Raw genomic sequence first — 16,617 nt, 5'->3', positions numbered from 1 at the left:
CCGGGGCCGGGGCGGGGCGGCCCCCTCGGACCCGTGCCCGCCCGGCCGGACACCGGGGCGTGCGCCGCCCCGGGAAGGGCCCGGTCCCGTGCCGCCGTCCCGGGCCCCGGACGCCGGGTGCGCGGGTCCGTCCGACGGCCCGGCCGGGGCCGTGCGCGGCGGATGAGGAGGGCACGGGCCGGGCGGGCACGCCGAGGGGCGGGCACACGGTGGTGTGCCCGCCCCGGCGCGGCGGCCGTCCCGGCGGTCAGCCCAGGAGGGAGTCCCAGCGGCTGCCGAGGTCGGCGGCGCCGGTCTCGGTCAGCGAGCCGTAGACGTTCAGGCGGGCGATGCCGCCGTCGGGGAACACGTCGGTGCGCACGTGGGTGACCGTGACGGGGGAGTCCAGGACGAAGCGGTGGGCGCTGTCGGGCTGGAGCCGGGTCCGGCCCACGATCTCGAACCAGGCGTCGGGGTCGTCCGATCCGGCGTCCCGCCCCATGACCGTCACCCAGCCCGCGGAGTTGCCCTTGAGGTAGGCGGTGTCGATCTCCAGGGCGCGGACCGTGGCCTGGGCGGTGAGGCGGAAGCGCACCCAGTCGTGCCCGGTGTCGCGGCGGCGGCGGTTCTCCCAGCCGTCGTCCATCTTCTGGGAGCGCCCGGGGAGGATGATGTTGTTGGGCGAGGAGTAGAAGCGGTCCGAGGCGTCCTCGACCGTGCCGCCGTTGACCAGGGCCGCCAGGTCGAAGCCGCCCAGGGAGGCGAGCCAGGCGGGGTCGGCGACGGGTTCGCCGTACACGCGCAGGCGGGCGACCCCGCCGTCGGGGAACTGCTTGAGGCGCAGGTGGGTCCATCTGCGCTCCAGGGCCACCGCGAAGTCGTTGGCGGCGTGCCCGTGGACGGGCACGCGGGGCACGATCTCGGTCCACTCGGCGGCCAGGAGCTCGTCCGTGGTGGGGGTGCCGGTCAGGTGGGCGGCCTCGACGGAGACCTCGGTCGGGTGGTTGCCGCGGAAGTGCGCGGTGTCGACGACCAGCCCCCGGACGACCCCGGGGAGGCCGAGGCGGACCAGGGCCCAGTCGTGGTCGTCGGCGGCGGGGTGGGGCTGCTCGGCGCCGGTCCCGCGGCGGCGCCTGGTCTCCCAGCCGTCCATGACCTTGCCCTTGTGCCCGAACGCGTGCGGGTCGAACTGCGCCCGGTCGGGCTTGAGGAGGTTCTCGCGCTGGGCGAAGAACTCGTCGTTGGCGGCGACCACGCCGCCCCCCAGCCGGCGGTCGGCGAGGTCGACGAGGCCGGAGAAGTCGTGTTCGCCGTCCCGGTAGTCGGCGTAGGGGTCGCCGCCCGCGTAGGGCTGGGCGTTGTAGTCGCGCGGGTCGAAGGGGCGGCCTTGGCTCATGTCTCTCCCGGGTTGCGAGGTCGTCGGACGCTTCCCAGCGTCCCAGGAGAAACCGGTAACTTCCAGCGAAAGTTTATGACCACACTGTTCAGTTGTGCTGAACGGTGGAGCTGCCGAGCCCTCCGGCGGTGTCCGCCAGGGCGCGCAGCACCACGGCGATCCGCGGGTGCTCCCCGGCCCCTGAGCGCACCGCGGTCACCACGTGGCGGCGGGGCTGGTCGGAGTGCGGGACCCGCAGGCTGACCCCGGGGGTGTCGCCCGTCGCGGCGAGGCGGGGGATCAGCGCGACGCCCAGCCCCGCGGCGACCATGTCGAGGATGGCCCGCCAGTCGGAGGCGACGTGGGCCTGCTCCGGGACGAACCCCGCGTGGGCGCAGGCGGAGACGGTGATGTCCCGCCAGGGCCCGGACGCCCCGTAGATCCAGGGCTCCCCGGAGAGGTCGCCCAGGCGGAGGGCGCGGGCGGAGGCGAGGCGGTGGTGCGCCGGCAGGGCCACGTCCAGGGGGTCGGTGAGGAGTTCCCTCCGGTCGTAGCGGCCGTCGTGGGCGGTCGGCGCCTGCGCGGCCAGGGACAGGCCGACGTCGATCTCCCCCGCCGAGAGGAGGTCGTAGACCTCGGCGGCGTCGGCCTGGTGCACCTTCGTGGTGAGACCGGGGTACTCGCGGCGCAGGGCGTGGAGCGCCGGGACCACGAGGCTGGGGATGGCGGTCGCGAACGCGCCGACGCGGACGTGCCCGATCTCGCCGCGGACGAAGCCGTCCAGCTCGGCCTCGGCCCGTTCCAGCTGGGCCATCACGATGTCGGTGTGCCGGAGCAGCACGTGGGCCGCGTCGGTGAGGCGGACCCGCCTCCCGTGCGCCTCCAGCAGCGCCACCCCCACCTGGTGCGAGAGGGAGGAGAGCTGCTGGGAGACGGCGGACGGCGTCATGCGCAGCGCCTCCGCGGTCGCCCGGACTGTCCCGAACTCCTCCAGGGCGCGGAGGACGCGGAGTTTGCGGAGGTCCCAGTCGGTCACCCCACAGGAATACCATTCAGCGCTCCTGAACGGAACGCGCGGTTCTGTGCGCAACGTGGGCCGGGACACGGCCCCGTGGCGGAGCCGGCGTCCCGCGGGCCGGGACGCCCGTGCCCCGGGCGCCCCGTCGCGGGCGCGGCCCCCGCCCCGGGCCCGGCCGGGGCGGGGGCCGGGCCCGGGGAGGGGCGCCCGCCGCCCCCGCCGGAGGGCGGGGGCGGTCCGGGAGGCGGGTACTACGCCCCCGCCGGGGCCTCGGGTTCGCCGTCGCGGTAGACCGCTCCGGCCCGGTCGGTGTACTTGGCCTCGCCGGGGCCGGCGCTGCCGATCTCCTCCTGGTCGATCCGGGTCGGGGCCTTCGCCCCCGAGTCGCGGCCGAGCACGTTGAAGCAGATGTTCAGCAGGATGGCGGTGACGGCCGCGCCGATGATCCCCGAGTGGGCGACCAGCTCCACGGACTCGGGGAGGAACGCGTAGAAGGTCGGGTAGGCCAGGGGGATGATCGCCACGCCGACGGAGGTGGCCACCAGGACCAGGTTGAGGTTGTTGGTGAAGTCCACCTTGGCCAGGGTCTTGACCCCGCTGGCGGCCACGCTGCCGAAGAGCACGAGCCCGGCCCCGCCCAGGACGGGGGCGGGGATCGCGGCCATGACACCGCCGAGCACGGGGAACAGCCCGAGCGCGACGAGGATGAGCGCGCCGGTGGCGACCACGTACCGGCTGCGCACCTTGGTCAGGGCCAGCAGGCCGATGTTCTGCGCGAACGAGCTGGTGGGGGTCGCGCTGAAGATCGGGCCGATGAGGGAGCCGCTGACGTCGGCCCGCAGGCCCGCGGAGATGCGCTTGGCGTCCACCTCGGAGCCGGTGATCTCGCCGACCGCGATGATGTGGGAGGCGCCCTCGGTGAGCACCACGAGCATGATGACGCACATGGTGACGATCGCGGCGACCTCGAACCGGGGGGCTCCGAAGTAGAACACCGAGGTGGGGTCGAAGACGATGTCGGCCTCGCCGACGCGGCTGAAGTCGGCCATCCCGAGGGGCAGGGAGACGAGGGTGCCGACGACCAGGCCGATGAGGATGGACAGCCGCCCCCAGATTCCGGGCAGCACCCGGGAGCCGACCAGGATGACCGCCAGCGTGAACCCGGCCAGGGCCAGGTGGGACAGCGGCGCCGCGGGGGCCGCGGTGCCGTCCTCCGCGGTCCGTGCGGCGCCGTCGACGATCCATCCGGCGGCCACCGGCATCAGGCTGACGCCGATGACGGTGATGATGGTGCCGGTCACGATCGGGGGGAAGAAGCGGATCAGCTGCCCGAAGAACGGCGTCAGGACCAGGGCGAAGACCCCGGCGGCGAGGGAGGCGCCGAAGGCGACGGGCAGGTTCTCCCCGTCCTGTCCGGCGGCCAGGGCGGTGACGGCGCTGACGGGGACGAAGGAGCTGGCCACCACGATCGGCATCTGGGCGCCGAAGCGGCGGTGGCCCACGGACTGGATGAGGGTGGCGATGCCCGCCACCAGGAGTGCGCCGCTGACGAGGATCCCCATGGAGGCGGGGTCGTTCGCGAGCCCAGCGGCGCTGCCGATGACCAGGGCCGGGGCCACCGCGCCGGCGTACATGGTCAGGATGTGCTGGAGCCCGTAGACGAACAGCAGCCGCGCGGGCAGCTTCTCGTCCTCGGGGCGGGTGGGGGGTGTGGCGTTCGTTCTGGCCGAGTCCTTCGCGGACGGACTGTTAGACATGGCCGGTTCCAGCCTTTGCGCTTGGCGGCCGCCTCAGAGGGGGCCTGGTTCTCGGGCGCGTGGCCCGGTGGTGTCGCCCCGGTCGGGCGACCCGCCGCCGTGCACGCCGGGGTGCGGCGTGCGGCCCGCCGCGGAGAGCGGGCCAGGGGGGGGGACGGCGGAGCCCCGAGCGGGGCGGGGGCCGGGGCCCGGCCGCACAGACGGGCCCCGGCGCGGGGGTGGCTACAGGAAGCCGGGCACGGTCTTCCAGGCGTTGCCGGGGGCGGGGGCGTCGTCGCGTTCGACGGTCGCCTCGATCTTGCCGTAGGGGCGGTCCGCGGCGAAGAACACCTCGTTGGGGTTGTCCAGGCCGAAGGGCGAGAGGTCCACGAGGAAGTGGTGCTTGTTGGGCATGGAGAAGCGGACCTCCGCGATCTCCGGGTGGCTCTTCAGCACCGAGCGGCCCATCTCGTACAGCGACTGCTGGAGCGCCAGGCTGTGGGTGTTCGCGAACGCCTCCAGCATCAGGGCGCGCACCGACGCGTACACGGCGTCGTAGTCGTGGTCCACGCCGACGTACCGCCAGCGGGCGCTGACGTCGGTCGCGAGGATCCGGTCGGTGGTCTCCTGGAGGGTCGTGTACCTGGTCCTGGGGTAGCCGTGGAACTCCGACCCCGTGGACTTGAGGACGGTGAGCCCCTCCAGGCCCGAGACCACCCACTCGCCCTCGGCGTCCTTGGTGACGACGGTGGTGCGGGTCTCGCCGCCGCGCCGGGAGAAGGCGTGGTCGTGGGGGCCGTCGGGGGTGGTGATGCGGTCCCAGGCGTACTCGTGGATCTCCTGCCGGGCGCCGTCCACGTAGTCGTGCTCGCCGACGAAGTGGCGGGCCAGGCGCAGGGCGAAGTCCTCGATGGCGCCGACGCCGCCCCACTCGCGGGCCTTGGCGTAGACGGTGTTCTTCTGGGTGTCGGTCGGCAGGCAGGTGGTGTTGTCGCCGAGCGTGTGGACCGTTTCCAGGTCGCCCCGCAGCTGCGAGGTGACGTTGACGTCCTTGATCCGGTGGACGTCGGTGTCGCGGTTGACGTGGACGAGGCGTACCTCGGCCTTTCCGTACTGGTTCTCTCCGAGTCGGATGCCCATCAGGGTTGAACTCCAGGGTTGTGGATATTCGTCATCGTCGCGCCTGTGCGCAGTACGTACGAGGGAGGACCGCTGTGGTCATGCGGAAGGACCTGTCACGCACTCGAAGAAGCAGGTGTCACACCTTGGCCGGCTGAGGTTCCGTGTCGGTCGCTCCTTTCCGTTGCGGGGCCGCGCCCGGGCGGGCGGTGCCGGGAGGCCGGGGCGTCCGAGGGCGGACGCCCCCGGGGCTAGGAGCCCCGGTAGGTGGAGTAGGAGTAGGGGCTCAGGAGCAGGGGCACGTGGTAGTGGGCCTGCTCCTCGGCGAGGTCGAAGGTGACGGTGACCTCGGGGAAGAAACCCGTCCGGCCGTCCGCCGCGAAGTAGGCGGCGGTGTCGAAGACGAGGCGGTAGGTTCCGTCGGCCAGCCGCTCGGGGCCCAGGTCGGGGACGCGTCCGTCGTCGTTCGTGCGCCCCTCCGCGACGGTGTGCCAGGACGTCCGGCGCTCGTCGGCGGCGTTCTCCAGGCGGACGGGGACGCCGCGTGCCGGAGCGCCCAGAGCGGTGTCCAGGATGTGGGTGGTCACGTGGCTCATGGGTTCCCCAGGAGTTTGGCCAGGCGGAGCCCGGCGATCCGGCGGAGCTCGTCCGCGACGACGCGGAGCTCGGTGGCGGTGTCGTTGCCGAGGCGGGCGACCAGGTCGGCGAGGAGTTCGCGGCTGGAGCGCCCGCTGGCGCAGACGAGGTAGATGTGCCCGAACCTGTCCTCGTACTCACGCTGGGCGTGGGCGAAGATCCGCTGTACGCGGGCCGAGGCGTCGTCGGTGTCGGCGGCGAACGCGGACTGCTCCCCCCGCGACCACCGCGCCTCGGTGCCGGTCCCCTCGGCCTTCTCCCCGATGCGGGGGTGGCGGGCGAGGGCGGTCGCGACCTCCTCGGGTGTGATGGCGCGCGCGTGGTCGTCCGCGCCGCGCATCAGCTCGTCCCGGTCCCGGAAGGGCGCCAGGGCCGCGAGGGACGCGACCCAGCGGTCCACGTCCAGGCACTGGGCCAGCCGTGCGCGCAGCTCCTCCCCGGTCAGGGCGTTCAGTTGCTCCAGGCCGGGGTCGGAGCCGCGTCCCGGCTCCTCCGGCATGGTCTCGGGCATGTGCTCTCCCGTGGCTCGGCCGGTCGGCCCCCCCCGTGGGCGGGGGAGCTGAACCGACCAAGGATTTTCGTAGTGCAGACGGCCAATTCCGTATTGCGGATTGGGGGGACTCTAGTTGATGGCGGTGTGACCTTGTCAACACTCAAAAGGTCCATATCGCGAAAGACGACCGAATCTGTACACCCGCACGAAGGACCCCCGTGTCCACCCGCCGCGCCTGGGGTGCATGGGTCTCGCGGGGTTGAAGTGGTTGCCCTGCCGTGCATCCGGCGGGTCGGGGCGGTTGACAAGCCGGGGTGACCGGCCGCACACTCATGACATTCCTCAAAACGAAAACTACTTTCCACAATGTGAAAGTAGAAGTTGGAGGCAATGCATGAGCCACTCACTCCGCTACACGGTGAACTGCTCCCTGCTGTTCACCGAGCTCCCGCTCCTCGAACGCCCCCGGGCCGCCCGGGACGCCGGTTTCGACGCCGTCGAGTTCTGGTGGCCGTTCGAGAGCCCGACCCCGCCCCAGGACGAGGTCGACTCCTTCGTCCGCTCCCTCGACGACGCCGGCGTGCGCCTCACCGGCCTCAACTTCTTCGCCGGCGCCCTCCCCGGGCCCGACCGGGGCGTGCTCTCGCACCCCGCCAGGGCCGAGGAGTTCCGCGCGAACGTCGACGTGGTCACCCGGATCGCCGAGCGCACGGGCACCACCGGCTTCAACGCCCTCTACGGGCTGCGACTGCCGGGGACCGACCCCGCCGAACAGGACCGGGTTGCCCTGGAGAACACCCTCGCGGCGGCCGGGGCCGTCGCCCGCGTCGGCGGCACCGTGCTCGTCGAGCCCATCAGCGGCTCGGCCGACTACCCCCTCACGACCGCGGCCGACGGCCTCGGGTTCGTCGCCCGGGCCCGGGAGGCCGGGGCCCCGAACGTCGCCCTCCTCGCGGACCTGTACCACCTCGTGGTCAACCGGGACGACGTCTTCGCCGTGGTCCGCGACCACGCCGCGGAGTTCGGCCACGTCCAGATCGCCGACTCCCCGGGCCGGGGCGAGCCCGGCACCGGACGCCTCCCGTTCGACGACCTCCTCCGGGCGCTCCGGGACGGCGGCTACACCGGGCTCGTCGGCCTGGAGTACAAGCCGACCGTCCCCAGTGCCAAGAGCTTCGACTGGCTGGTCTGAGCCCCCGCCACCCTTTCCGCGGCGACAGCCGCGGCACGACCGAGACACGAGAGGGACAGCGATGCCCGACACCGAGATCGCCTTCATCGGCCTGGGGATCATGGGCCTGCCCATGGCCGTCAACCTGGTCCGCGCCGGCTACACCGTCACCGGCCACAACCTCACCCCCGAGCGCGTCGACGCGCTCGTCGCGGAGGGCGGACGCCGCGGCGGCGGCGTCACCGGGGCCGTCACCGGGGCCGACGTCGTCATCACGATGGTTCCCGACTCCCCGGACGTGGAGGAACTCCTCCTCGGCCCCGGGGGCGTGTACGAGAACGCCAAGCCCGGCACCCTCGTCATCGACATGAGCACCATCCGCCCCGACGTCTCCCGGGCGGTCGCCGAGGCCGGGGCCGAACGCGGCCTCCGCGTCCTGGACGCGCCCGTGAGCGGAGGCGAGGCCGGGGCCGTGGAGGCCAAGCTGTCCATCATGGTCGGCGGGGTGCAGGCCGACTTCGAGGCCGCGCGCCCGATCTTCGACGTCCTGGGCACCACCCCGGTCCTGGTCGGCCCGAACGGGGCAGGGCAGACCGTGAAGGCCGCCAACCAGCTCATCGTCGCGGGCAACATCCAGCTCCTCGCGGAGGCGCTCGTCTTCCTGGAGGCCCACGGCGTCGACACGGAGTCGGGCCTGGAGGTCCTCGGCGGCGGGCTCGCGGGGAGCACGGTGCTCCAGCGCAAGGGCAGGGCCATGCGCGAGCGCGACTTCACGCCGGGGTTCCGCATCGCCCTGCACGACAAGGACATGCGCATCGTCACCGACTCCGCGCGCGCCGCGGGCGTCGCGATCCCGCTCGGCGCCCAGGTGGCGCAGTCCGTCGCCGCGCTCAAGAACCAGGGGCACGGCGGGCTCGACCACTCCGCGCTCCTGATGATCGTCCAGCAGCTCTCCGGCCGGTCCTAGCCGACCTCCCAGGAAGGCCCCGTACCGCAGTCCCCGGTGTTGGCCGCACCCGGGACACCGCAGGCGGAGCCGACCGCACCAGCACCCCTAGCACTGAAGGGTTCACCCGTCATGGCACAGATGCCCGTGATGAACGCCGTCGTCGAGGTCCTCAAGGACGAGGGCGTCGACATCGCCTTCGGCTGCCCCGGCGCCGCGATCCTCCCGCTCTACAAGGCGATGGAGGAGGTGGGCGGGATCGAGCACCTCACCGTCCGCCACGAGGAGGGCGCCACCCACATGGCCGACGGCTGGTCGCGCACCACCGGCAGGGTCGGCGTGGCCATCGGCACCTCCGGGCCCGCCGGCACCAACATGATCACCGGCCTGTACACGGCCATCGCGGACTCCGTCCCGATCGTGTGCATCACCGGCCAGCAGCGCACCGACCTCCTGGACAAGGAGGGCTTCCAGGCGGTCGACATAGTCGAGATCGCCAAGCCGGTCACCAAGTGGGCCGTGCAGATCAAGGAGGCCGCGACCGCCCCGTGGATCTTCCGCGAGGCGTTCCGGGTCGCGCGGGAGGGCCGTCCCGGGCCCGTCCTGATCGACATCCCGGTGGACGTCGCCCAGAAGCTGATCGAGTACGACCCCGCGATCGACGCACCGCTGAAGGTCAACACGGTCGAGCCGCACCTGCCCCGCGTGGAGCGGGCGCTGGACCTGCTGCTGGCCGCCGAGCGCCCGCTGATCCTCGCCGGGGGCGGGGTGATCCTGGCCGAGGCCTCGGCGGACCTGCGCGAACTCGCCGAGTACCTGCGGGTGCCGGTGCAGGTCACCCTGATGGGCAAGGGCTCCTTCGACGAGGACTCGCCCCTGTACTCGGGTATGACCGGTGTGCAGACCTCCCAGCGCTACGGCAACGCGTCCTTCCTGGAGTCGGACCTGGTCCTGGCGGTCGGGGCGCGGTTCGCCGACCGCCACACGGGCCAGATCGACGTCTACCGGGGCGACCGCACGTTCATCCACGTGGACATCGAGGCGACCCAGATCGGCCGGGTCTTCGAGCCGGACCTGGGCGTGGTCTCCGACGCGCGGCTGTTCCTCCGGGAACTGCTGGCCGCGGCCCGGCGCAGGGGGGCCACGGCCCGGGTCGAACCGTGGATCGACCGGATCGGCGAGCTCAAGGCCACCCTGACGCGCCGCGAGGACTTCGACACGGTCCCGGTCAAGGCGCCGCGCGTCTACAAGGAGATCAACGAGGTCTTCGACGAGGACACCTACTTCGTCACCGCCATCGGCCTCTACCAGATCTGGGGAGGCCAGCACCAGAAGGCGTACAAGCCGCGGCACTACCAGATCTGCGGCCAGGCGGGACCGCTCGGCTGGGAGATCCCGGCGGCCATCGGCGTCCGGAAGGCGCTGGCGGCCACCGAACCCGACGCCGAGGTCGTCGGCATCGTCGGCGACTACGGCTTCCAGTACATGGTCGAGGAGCTCGCCGTCGCGGCCCAGTACGACGTCCCCTACGTGATCATCATGCTGAACAACGAGTACCTGGGCCTGATCCGCCAGGCGTCGATCCCCTTCGGCATGAACTACCAGGTGGACGTCCACTACGACGAGTACGGCACCGACAACGTCAAGCTCATGGAGGCCTACGGCTGCTCGGGGCGCCGGGTGTGGGAGCCCGGGGAGATCCGCGAGTCCCTGGAGTGGGCCCGCAAGGAGGCCCGGTCCACCTCGCGGCCGGTGCTCGTCGAGATCATGATCGAGCGCGAGGCCAACACCCCGCACGGTCCCGCGATCGACGCCGTCAAGGAGTTCGAGCCGGTTCCCGGCGCCTGACGCCCGGGGCCCCGGGAGATCCCCGGGGCCCCTCCGCGTCCGCCGGGTCAGCCGCAGTACGCGGCCTCCTCGCCGATGATCCGGTACGGGCAGTCCGCGTAGTCGAGCAGGCGCAGCACGGCCTCCTCGTTGCGGGCGGTCTCCCTCTCGATCACCGACGAGGGCGGGTAGAACCCGCCGCCGGCCGCGCTGCGGGGGTACATCTCGTACGTGAAGTTCACGATCCTCTGGTCGCCCCACAGCCAGTCGTTGATCGACCCGTCGGTGACGTACAGGTCGCTGGACTGCTGGGGGGTGTAGCCGTTCGCCTCGGCCATGTGCTCGCCGAGCGCCGCGTGGGTGTCGTACTCCTCCCGGGTCATGCCGTTCGTGACGTCGTCGTAGGTGTGGCCGAACGGCCAGAGGATGAGCTCGCTGTAGGTGTGGAAGTCGATGGCGGTGGTGATCTGCTGCTCGCCGCCGACCACCCGGCCGCGCACGAAGTCGGCGACCACCCGGACCTCCGGCGCCGACTCCGGCGCCGGGCCCCGGTAGGTGATGCTGCTCGGGTTGCCGGACGAGCCCCCGCAGCACCCCCATTCGTAGGCCCAGTTGCGGTTGAGGTCGGTGCCCGGCGACGAGGAGCCCTCGTTGGGCTGGCGGTTCTTGCGCCAGTTCCGCCAGGTGCTGCCCGCCATGTCGTACTCGCTGCCGTCCGGGTTGACGTTGGGCAGGATCCAGATCTCGCGGTCGTCGACCAGGTCGGTGATCCGGGGGTCGCCGCCGTAGCCGTCGGTGAGCAGGCGCATCAGGTGGACCGCCATCTCGACGGTCAGGTGCTCGCGGGCGTGCTGGGCATGGACGAACAGCACCTCGGGCTGGTCCTCGTCCACATCGACGTTGTCGCTGATCTTGACCGCGAGGAGGTCGCGCCCCTCGTGCGACCGGCCGATGACGGACCGCGCGGCGATGTCGGGGTGGGCGGCGACGACCTCGTCGATGACGCCGACCAGTTCCGCGTAGCCGGTGTAGCCGGGGTCGGGGTCCGCGAGGGGGACGGGGACGTCGAACTCCTCGACGCCGTAGCCCAGCCCGCCGATCTCCTCGGCGTCGTCGGGGGTGGCGGTGACCAGGACCGATTCGTCGCCGACGTGGTCGATGGCCGCGCCGGTCGCGGCGATCTCCGTGCGGTCCTGCGCCGAGGTCGCGCCGCGGACCTCGTAGAGGCCGTGGACGGGCTCGGCGGACGCGCCGCTCGTGCCCAGGAGTCCGAGGACGAGTACTCCCACGGCCGCGGGGACGAGGATTCTTCTGACGGGGGTGCTTCCCACGATGCCTCCAGCGGGGGTGAGGCTGCGGATACGTGGCGTCATTGCAGAAGAAATCGGCACAATCTGTCAATATGGCTAACTTTCCGTCACCGATGTGGCGGATCGCCTTGTTTGCCCGCTCCGGCAGGTGAAGCCCGCTTCGGTCGCGGGGGGACCGGGTACCCCGTGGCCGGATGTGGCCACGCCGGCGGACCGCGCTCCGGGGCCGTGTGTCGCGGGCCCCCGCTCCTCCGGAGCCACCCGGTGGACCCGCCGCTCCGCCCCGCGGGGGCGGGAACGAGAGATCCCGCCGACGGTACCGGCCTCGCCGCCACCGCGGCTTACGCGTACTCGGCGCGGTCGGCGGCGGCCTCGGGTGTTGGCCGCACCCTGGGTCCCGTCGGCGGGACTCGAACAACCCCCCTAGCACTGAAGGGTTCACCTGAAATGGTACAGACCTCTGCGCGATATCTCGAAGTCGAGGTACACGTAGCGGTCGCGCGGCCCGGCCCTCGGCGGCGTCCCATTCGCGCACGTCGTGTCGTCGCAGGTACGTGACTTGCATCTCGACATGTGGACGCGGGGTACCGGGGTTCTCCGGCCGTCTGCTAGCGTGATCACCGTTATGCTGCGCGTGCTGCTCCTCCTTAGCGGCCGCGGCGGGGGTCGTTAGACGGTCGGCTCCCTCGCCGCGGGACTTCGGCTTGCTCCTGGTCGACCAGACCACATGCACGAACCACCCCGAGGAGACACCGCGATGGTGCCGCAGCAGAAGACCAGCCCCATGCCCTTCCACCGGTACAAGCCCTTCGCCCCGGTGGACCTGCCGGACCGCACCTGGCCGTCGAAGACCATCGACGCCGCCCCCCGCTGGCTCTCCACCGACCTGCGCGACGGCAACCAGGCGCTGATCGAGCCCATGGACCCCGCGCGCAAGCACGAGATGTTCCGGCTGCTGGTCGAGATGGGCTACAAGGAGATCGAGGTCGGCTTCCCCTCCGCGAGCCAGACCGACTTCGACTTCGTCCGGTCCCTGATCGAGGACGGGCTGATCCCCGACGACGTGCAGATCTCGGTGCTGACCCAGGCCCGCGAGGACCTGATCGAGCGCACCGTGCAGAGCCTGGTCGGCGCGAAGCGCGCCACCGTGCACCTGTACAACGCCACCGCACCGACCTTCCGCCGCGTGGTCTTCCGGGTCGACCGGGAGGCCTGCAAGGACATCGCCGTCCAGGGCACCCGCCACGTCATGCGCTTCGCCGAGCAGTACCTGGACGGGACCGAGTACTTCGGCTACGAGTACTCGCCCGAGATCTTCATCGACACCGAGCTGGACTTCGCCCTGGAGGTCTGCGAGGCCGTCATGGACGTGTGGAACCCCGGGCCGGGCCGCGAGATCATCCTGAACCTGCCCGCCACCGTCGAGCGCTCCACCCCCAACGTCTACGCCGACCAGATCGAGTGGATGAGCCGCAACCTGTCGCGCCGCGAGCACGTCGTGCTGTCCGTGCACCCGCACAACGACCGGGGTACCGGCGTCGCCTCCGCCGAGCTGGCGGTCATGGCCGGGGCCGACCGGGTCGAGGGCTGCCTGTTCGGGCACGGCGAGCGCACCGGGAACGTCTGCCTGGTCACCCTGGGCATGAACCTGTTCAGCCAGGGCGTCGACCCCCGGATCGACTTCTCCGACATCGACGAGATCCGTCGCACCGTCGAGCACTGCACCCAGCTGCCGGTGGCCCCCCGCCACCCGTACGGCGGCGACCTGGTCTACACCGCCTTCTCCGGCTCCCACCAGGACGCGATCAAGAAGGGCTTCGCCGCGCAGGAGGAGGCCGCCGGGGCCGCCGGCGCCCCGGTGGACGAGCACACCTGGGACGTCCCCTACCTGCCCATCGACCCCAAGGACGTGGGCCGCAACTACGAGGCGGTCATCCGCGTCAACAGCCAGTCCGGCAAGGGCGGCGTCTCCTACATCATGCAGCGCGACCACTCCCTGGACCTGCCGCGCCGGCTCCAGATCGAGTTCTCGCAGGTCATCCAGAAGTTCACCGACGCCGAGGGCGGGGAGTTCGCGGCCGACCGCATCTGGGAGATCTTCTCCACGACCTACCTGGCCGACCAGGGCCCGGTGGCGGTCCTGGCCCACCGCTCCTCCACCGACGGTGACGGCACCTACCGGATCGAGGCCGACGCCCGCGTCAACGGTGAGATCCGCGAACTGTCGGGCACCGGCAACGGCCCCATCTCCGCGTTCTGCGACGCCCTGGCCGACGTCGACGTCAAGGTCCGCGTCATGGACTACGTGGAGCACTCCATGGGCGAGGACGGCGACGCCCGCGCCGCCGCCTACGTGGAGGCCGAGATCGACGGCCGGGTCGTGTGGGGCGTCGGCATCCACAGCAGCATCACGACGGCCTCGCTGAAGGCCCTGTGCAGCGCCATCGCCCGCGTCTGACGGACCGGTGCTCCCGGGGGGCCGGGGCGGCGCGGCAGCGCCCGCCCCGGCCCCCCGGGAGCTGCCGCACGCGGAGGCGGGACGCCCCTCAGAGAAGGCCGAACGGTCCGGGGTCGGGCAGGCCCCGGGCGGCGCACAGATCCCGGTGCGCCGCGGTCAGCTCGCCCAGCGGGACCGCTCTGCGGGAGGCGGCGGCCGGGTCCGCCGGGGTCTGCTCCCCGGACCGGGGCCGGGGCCGCACCGCCAACCCCTGTCCGAGGCCGAGACCCTCCACCTCCTCGCGCCAGCCGGTCCAGCGCAACCCCTCGTAGAACCCCTCCAGGTTGCCCGCCAGCATCCACAGCAGCCACGAGGAGTACGTGGTCTCCATCGGCTCCCACCGCAGGGAGCCGGGGGCGAAGTACACCATCTCACCGGGCCTGCCCGGGTGCTCCGCGCCCTCGGAGCCCGGCCCGTTCAGGGCGAACACCCCGCCCAGCACGTCGTGCCCCACCACCAGCCGCAGCGGCGGGCCGAAGACCACGGCCGCGCTCAGGTCGTTGACCTCGCCCAGCCCCCGCAGGTCGGGGCCGCCCCCGCCGTGCACCCGCAGCCAGCCCCCGTCGAGCACCAGGCCGCCGCACTCCAGCGCCATCGCGCCCAGGAAGGACCGGGCGGTCACCTGGAGCCGGTGCAGGCAGGTCCGGCCCGCGACGGGGTCGACCGGCAGCACGCGCACCGGCGCGGCGCTGCCGGCCAGGCGCTCGGTCAGGACGGGCCAGGCGGGCTCCTCGACCTCGACCAGCTCACTCAGTTCACGCATCGGGGGACCCCTCCGTCACACCGCGGGGTAGGCGCGGCGACGGACCAGGTTACAGGGAGGCTCCGACGGTCCAGGAGGGGACGTGCTTGCGGAACCCGTCCGCGCAGGACACGAAGCCGCACGCGCGGTAGAACGCGTGCACGTAGGCGTCGCCGGCGGCGAGCAGCTGGATCCTGTGGCAGCGGGCGCGGCGCGCGAGGCGCTCCGCCGACCGGATCAGGGAGCGTCCCGCACCCGAGCGCCGGTGCCGTTCGGCGACCACGAGGTTCTCCACGAGCATCACCGGCCGCCCGTCCCGAAACGTCCAGGGCACCACCAGGCAGTCCACCGTCCCGGCGACGATCCCGTCGCGCTCGTGGACCAGCAGGGTCCGCCCCTCCTGGCCCGAGACCTCCGACCAGATCCGCGCGGCCGAGGCCGCGGTGAGGGGCGGGGCGTCGGGGGGCAGTTCGCCGAGCAGGGACAGCACGGCGTCGAGGTCCTCGGCGGTCGCGGGCCGCGTGACAGGGGGCACCGGGCCAGGGTAGGGCGCGGGAGAGCCGTGGCGGTAGGGGTTCGCGCGGCGCGGTCCCCCCGTGCGCGGTGCGGGGAGCCGGCGCCGGGGCCTCCGACGACGGCGGTCCGCGCCCCGGGGGAGCGCGGACCGCAGCCGTGCCCGGCCTACTCCCAGCCGAACTTCTGGGTCCAGGCGTTGCCGGACTCTCCCACGCCGATCGCCACCAGGTCGCAGTTGAGGATGTTGTCGCGGTGGCCCCGGCTGCCCATCCAGGCGTCCATGACCTGGGCGGCGCTCGTCTGCCCCTTGGCGACGTTCTCCGCGCCCCACGCGTCGTAGCCGTGGCGGAGGGCGCGGTCGGCCGGGCCCTCGCCCTCGGGGTTCTCGTGACCCATGTAGTCGCGCCGGTCCATGTCCTCGCTGTGCTCCTGGGCGGCGGCGGTGAGCCGCGGGTCCACCGTGAGCGGGTCGCACCCGGCGGAGGCGCGCTCCCCGTTGACCAGGGTCACGACCCGGTCGACCGACCCCCCTGCGGAGGAGGGGCCGGAGCCGCCGCGGCCCCGGCGCTCGCCGTCGCCGTCGTCGCTCCCGCCGCCACCGCCGCCCCCGCCGGACGGGCTCCCGTCCTCCCGCGCCTCCTCGGGGACGGAGGAGGCCGTCACGTCGGCGCTCTGCGGCCCGCCCGCGCCGGACGGCGACGGCCGGTCCTGCGGCGGCGCGCTGGGCGACGCGAAGAAGTCGTCGTCCGCGGAGGCCTCCGGCACGGCGGAGCCGTCGGCGACGGCGTCACCGATCCGACCCGTCGCCAGGGTCTCGTCCGCGGTGTCCCGGAACGGGTTCAGGCTCTCGCCCGCCCCGGTGACCAGCAGTGCTCCTGCCAGGGTCAGGCCGACCGGTATCGCTGCCAGCGCCACCGCGAGGGGTACCGGGCGGCGGCGCCGCCCGTCCTTCCGTGAGCGGTTCTCGCGAGCGCTCATCCGGCGCTTGCCTCGGCGACCACGCGCCATATCGCTCTCCTCCGTGACGGGAATCGGGTGGACACGCCCGCGGACCTGCCGGTCCGTGACCGCGGCCGGGGTGTTGGTCCTTCCCCCGGCCGGCTCTGCCCGTGCCCATGGGCACGTGAGTTCTGTGTGACCCGTGCCCGGGGGGCAGCGCGTGCGCGCGGGGGACTCCGGACGCCGCGGGGGAAGGGCGGCAGGCCCGGTGAGGCGCGTCCTAGCGCGTGAGAGTAGAGCAAAGCGAGCAAAA

The 16,617-nt window shown here is 72.7% G+C and carries 14 protein-coding genes; 4 read left to right on the top strand and 10 right to left on the bottom strand.

The genetic code is table 11. The features are described from left to right. Positions 1-247: 247 nt before the first annotated feature. From alc to uraD, 6 genes are all read right to left on the bottom strand, one after another. Positions 248-1,375, bottom strand: a complete 1,128-nt coding sequence (gene alc / locus OUQ99_RS23595) for an allantoicase (protein ID WP_267945974.1) — start codon at positions 1,373-1,375, stop codon at positions 248-250. An 88-nt stretch (positions 1,376-1,463) separates the two neighbouring features. Next, positions 1,464-2,390: a LysR family transcriptional regulator gene (locus tag OUQ99_RS23590; protein WP_267945973.1), complete on the bottom strand. Its 927-nt coding sequence runs from the start codon at positions 2,388-2,390 to the stop codon at positions 1,464-1,466. A 233-nt stretch (positions 2,391-2,623) separates the two neighbouring features. Continuing rightward, positions 2,624-4,129, bottom strand: coding sequence for a nucleobase:cation symporter-2 family protein (locus tag OUQ99_RS23585; protein WP_267945972.1), 1,506 nt, complete (start codon positions 4,127-4,129; stop codon positions 2,624-2,626). Between the two features lie 222 nt (positions 4,130-4,351). Beyond that, positions 4,352-5,248: a factor-independent urate hydroxylase gene (gene pucL / locus OUQ99_RS23580; protein WP_267945971.1), complete on the bottom strand. Its 897-nt coding sequence runs from the start codon at positions 5,246-5,248 to the stop codon at positions 4,352-4,354. Positions 5,249-5,478: 230 nt separating this feature from the next. After that, on the bottom strand, positions 5,479-5,823 hold the full coding sequence (gene uraH, locus OUQ99_RS23575; protein WP_267945970.1) for a hydroxyisourate hydrolase: 345 nt from the start codon (positions 5,821-5,823) through the stop codon (positions 5,479-5,481). Then, positions 5,820-6,374 (bottom strand): 2-oxo-4-hydroxy-4-carboxy-5-ureidoimidazoline decarboxylase, encoded by a 555-nt coding sequence (uraD, locus tag OUQ99_RS23570; RefSeq protein ID WP_267945969.1) that lies wholly within the window; start codon positions 6,372-6,374, stop codon positions 5,820-5,822. The genes uraH and uraD overlap by 4 nt, the downstream gene beginning before the upstream one ends. A 376-nt stretch (positions 6,375-6,750) precedes the next feature. Here uraD and OUQ99_RS23565 point away from each other — a divergent pair, with 376 nt between their 5' ends. The 3 genes from OUQ99_RS23565 to gcl all read left to right on the top strand — a co-directional run bounded on the left by OUQ99_RS23565 (position 6,751) and on the right by gcl (position 10,321). Continuing rightward, a complete protein-coding gene (locus OUQ99_RS23565) occupies positions 6,751-7,548 on the top strand; it encodes a hydroxypyruvate isomerase family protein (protein WP_267945968.1) in 798 nt (265 codons plus the stop codon). 61 nt (positions 7,549-7,609) lie between these two features. Further along, a complete protein-coding gene (locus tag OUQ99_RS23560) occupies positions 7,610-8,494 on the top strand; it encodes a 2-hydroxy-3-oxopropionate reductase (RefSeq protein WP_267945967.1) in 885 nt (294 codons plus the stop codon). Between the two features lie 111 nt (positions 8,495-8,605). Further along, complete coding sequence (gene gcl, locus OUQ99_RS23555) at positions 8,606-10,321, top strand: glyoxylate carboligase (RefSeq protein WP_267945966.1); 1,716 nt, start codon at positions 8,606-8,608, stop codon at positions 10,319-10,321. A 47-nt stretch (positions 10,322-10,368) separates the two neighbouring features. Here gcl and OUQ99_RS23550 read toward each other — a convergent pair whose 3' ends face one another. Beyond that, complete coding sequence (locus tag OUQ99_RS23550; protein ID WP_267945965.1) at positions 10,369-11,673, bottom strand: M14 family metallopeptidase; 1,305 nt, start codon at positions 11,671-11,673, stop codon at positions 10,369-10,371. A 694-nt stretch (positions 11,674-12,367) separates the two neighbouring features. Between OUQ99_RS23550 and leuA the strand changes: the two genes are divergently transcribed. After that, entirely contained in the window at positions 12,368-14,068 is a 1,701-nt protein-coding gene (gene leuA, locus OUQ99_RS23545; protein WP_267945964.1) for a 2-isopropylmalate synthase, read from the top strand. Between the two features lie 88 nt (positions 14,069-14,156). Here the strand turns inward: leuA and OUQ99_RS23540 are convergent, their stop codons facing one another. From OUQ99_RS23540 to OUQ99_RS23530, 3 genes are all read right to left on the bottom strand, one after another. Next, positions 14,157-14,870, bottom strand: coding sequence for a DUF2625 family protein (locus OUQ99_RS23540; RefSeq protein WP_267945963.1), 714 nt, complete (start codon positions 14,868-14,870; stop codon positions 14,157-14,159). Between the two features lie 49 nt (positions 14,871-14,919). Continuing rightward, the gene (locus OUQ99_RS23535; protein ID WP_267945962.1) at positions 14,920-15,384 is read right to left on the bottom strand and encodes a GNAT family N-acetyltransferase; all 465 of its coding nucleotides are present in this window, start codon (positions 15,382-15,384) and stop codon (positions 14,920-14,922) included. Between the two features lie 146 nt (positions 15,385-15,530). Then, the gene (locus OUQ99_RS23530; RefSeq protein ID WP_267945961.1) at positions 15,531-16,343 is read right to left on the bottom strand and encodes a CAP domain-containing protein; all 813 of its coding nucleotides are present in this window, start codon (positions 16,341-16,343) and stop codon (positions 15,531-15,533) included. Between the last annotated feature and the right edge of the window lie 274 nt (positions 16,344-16,617).

This window comes from Streptomonospora nanhaiensis (assembly GCF_026642255.1).
GTDB lineage: Bacteria > Actinomycetota > Actinomycetes > Streptosporangiales > Streptosporangiaceae > Nocardiopsis > Nocardiopsis tropica.
This window is presented reverse-complemented; position numbering and strand designations above follow the sequence as displayed.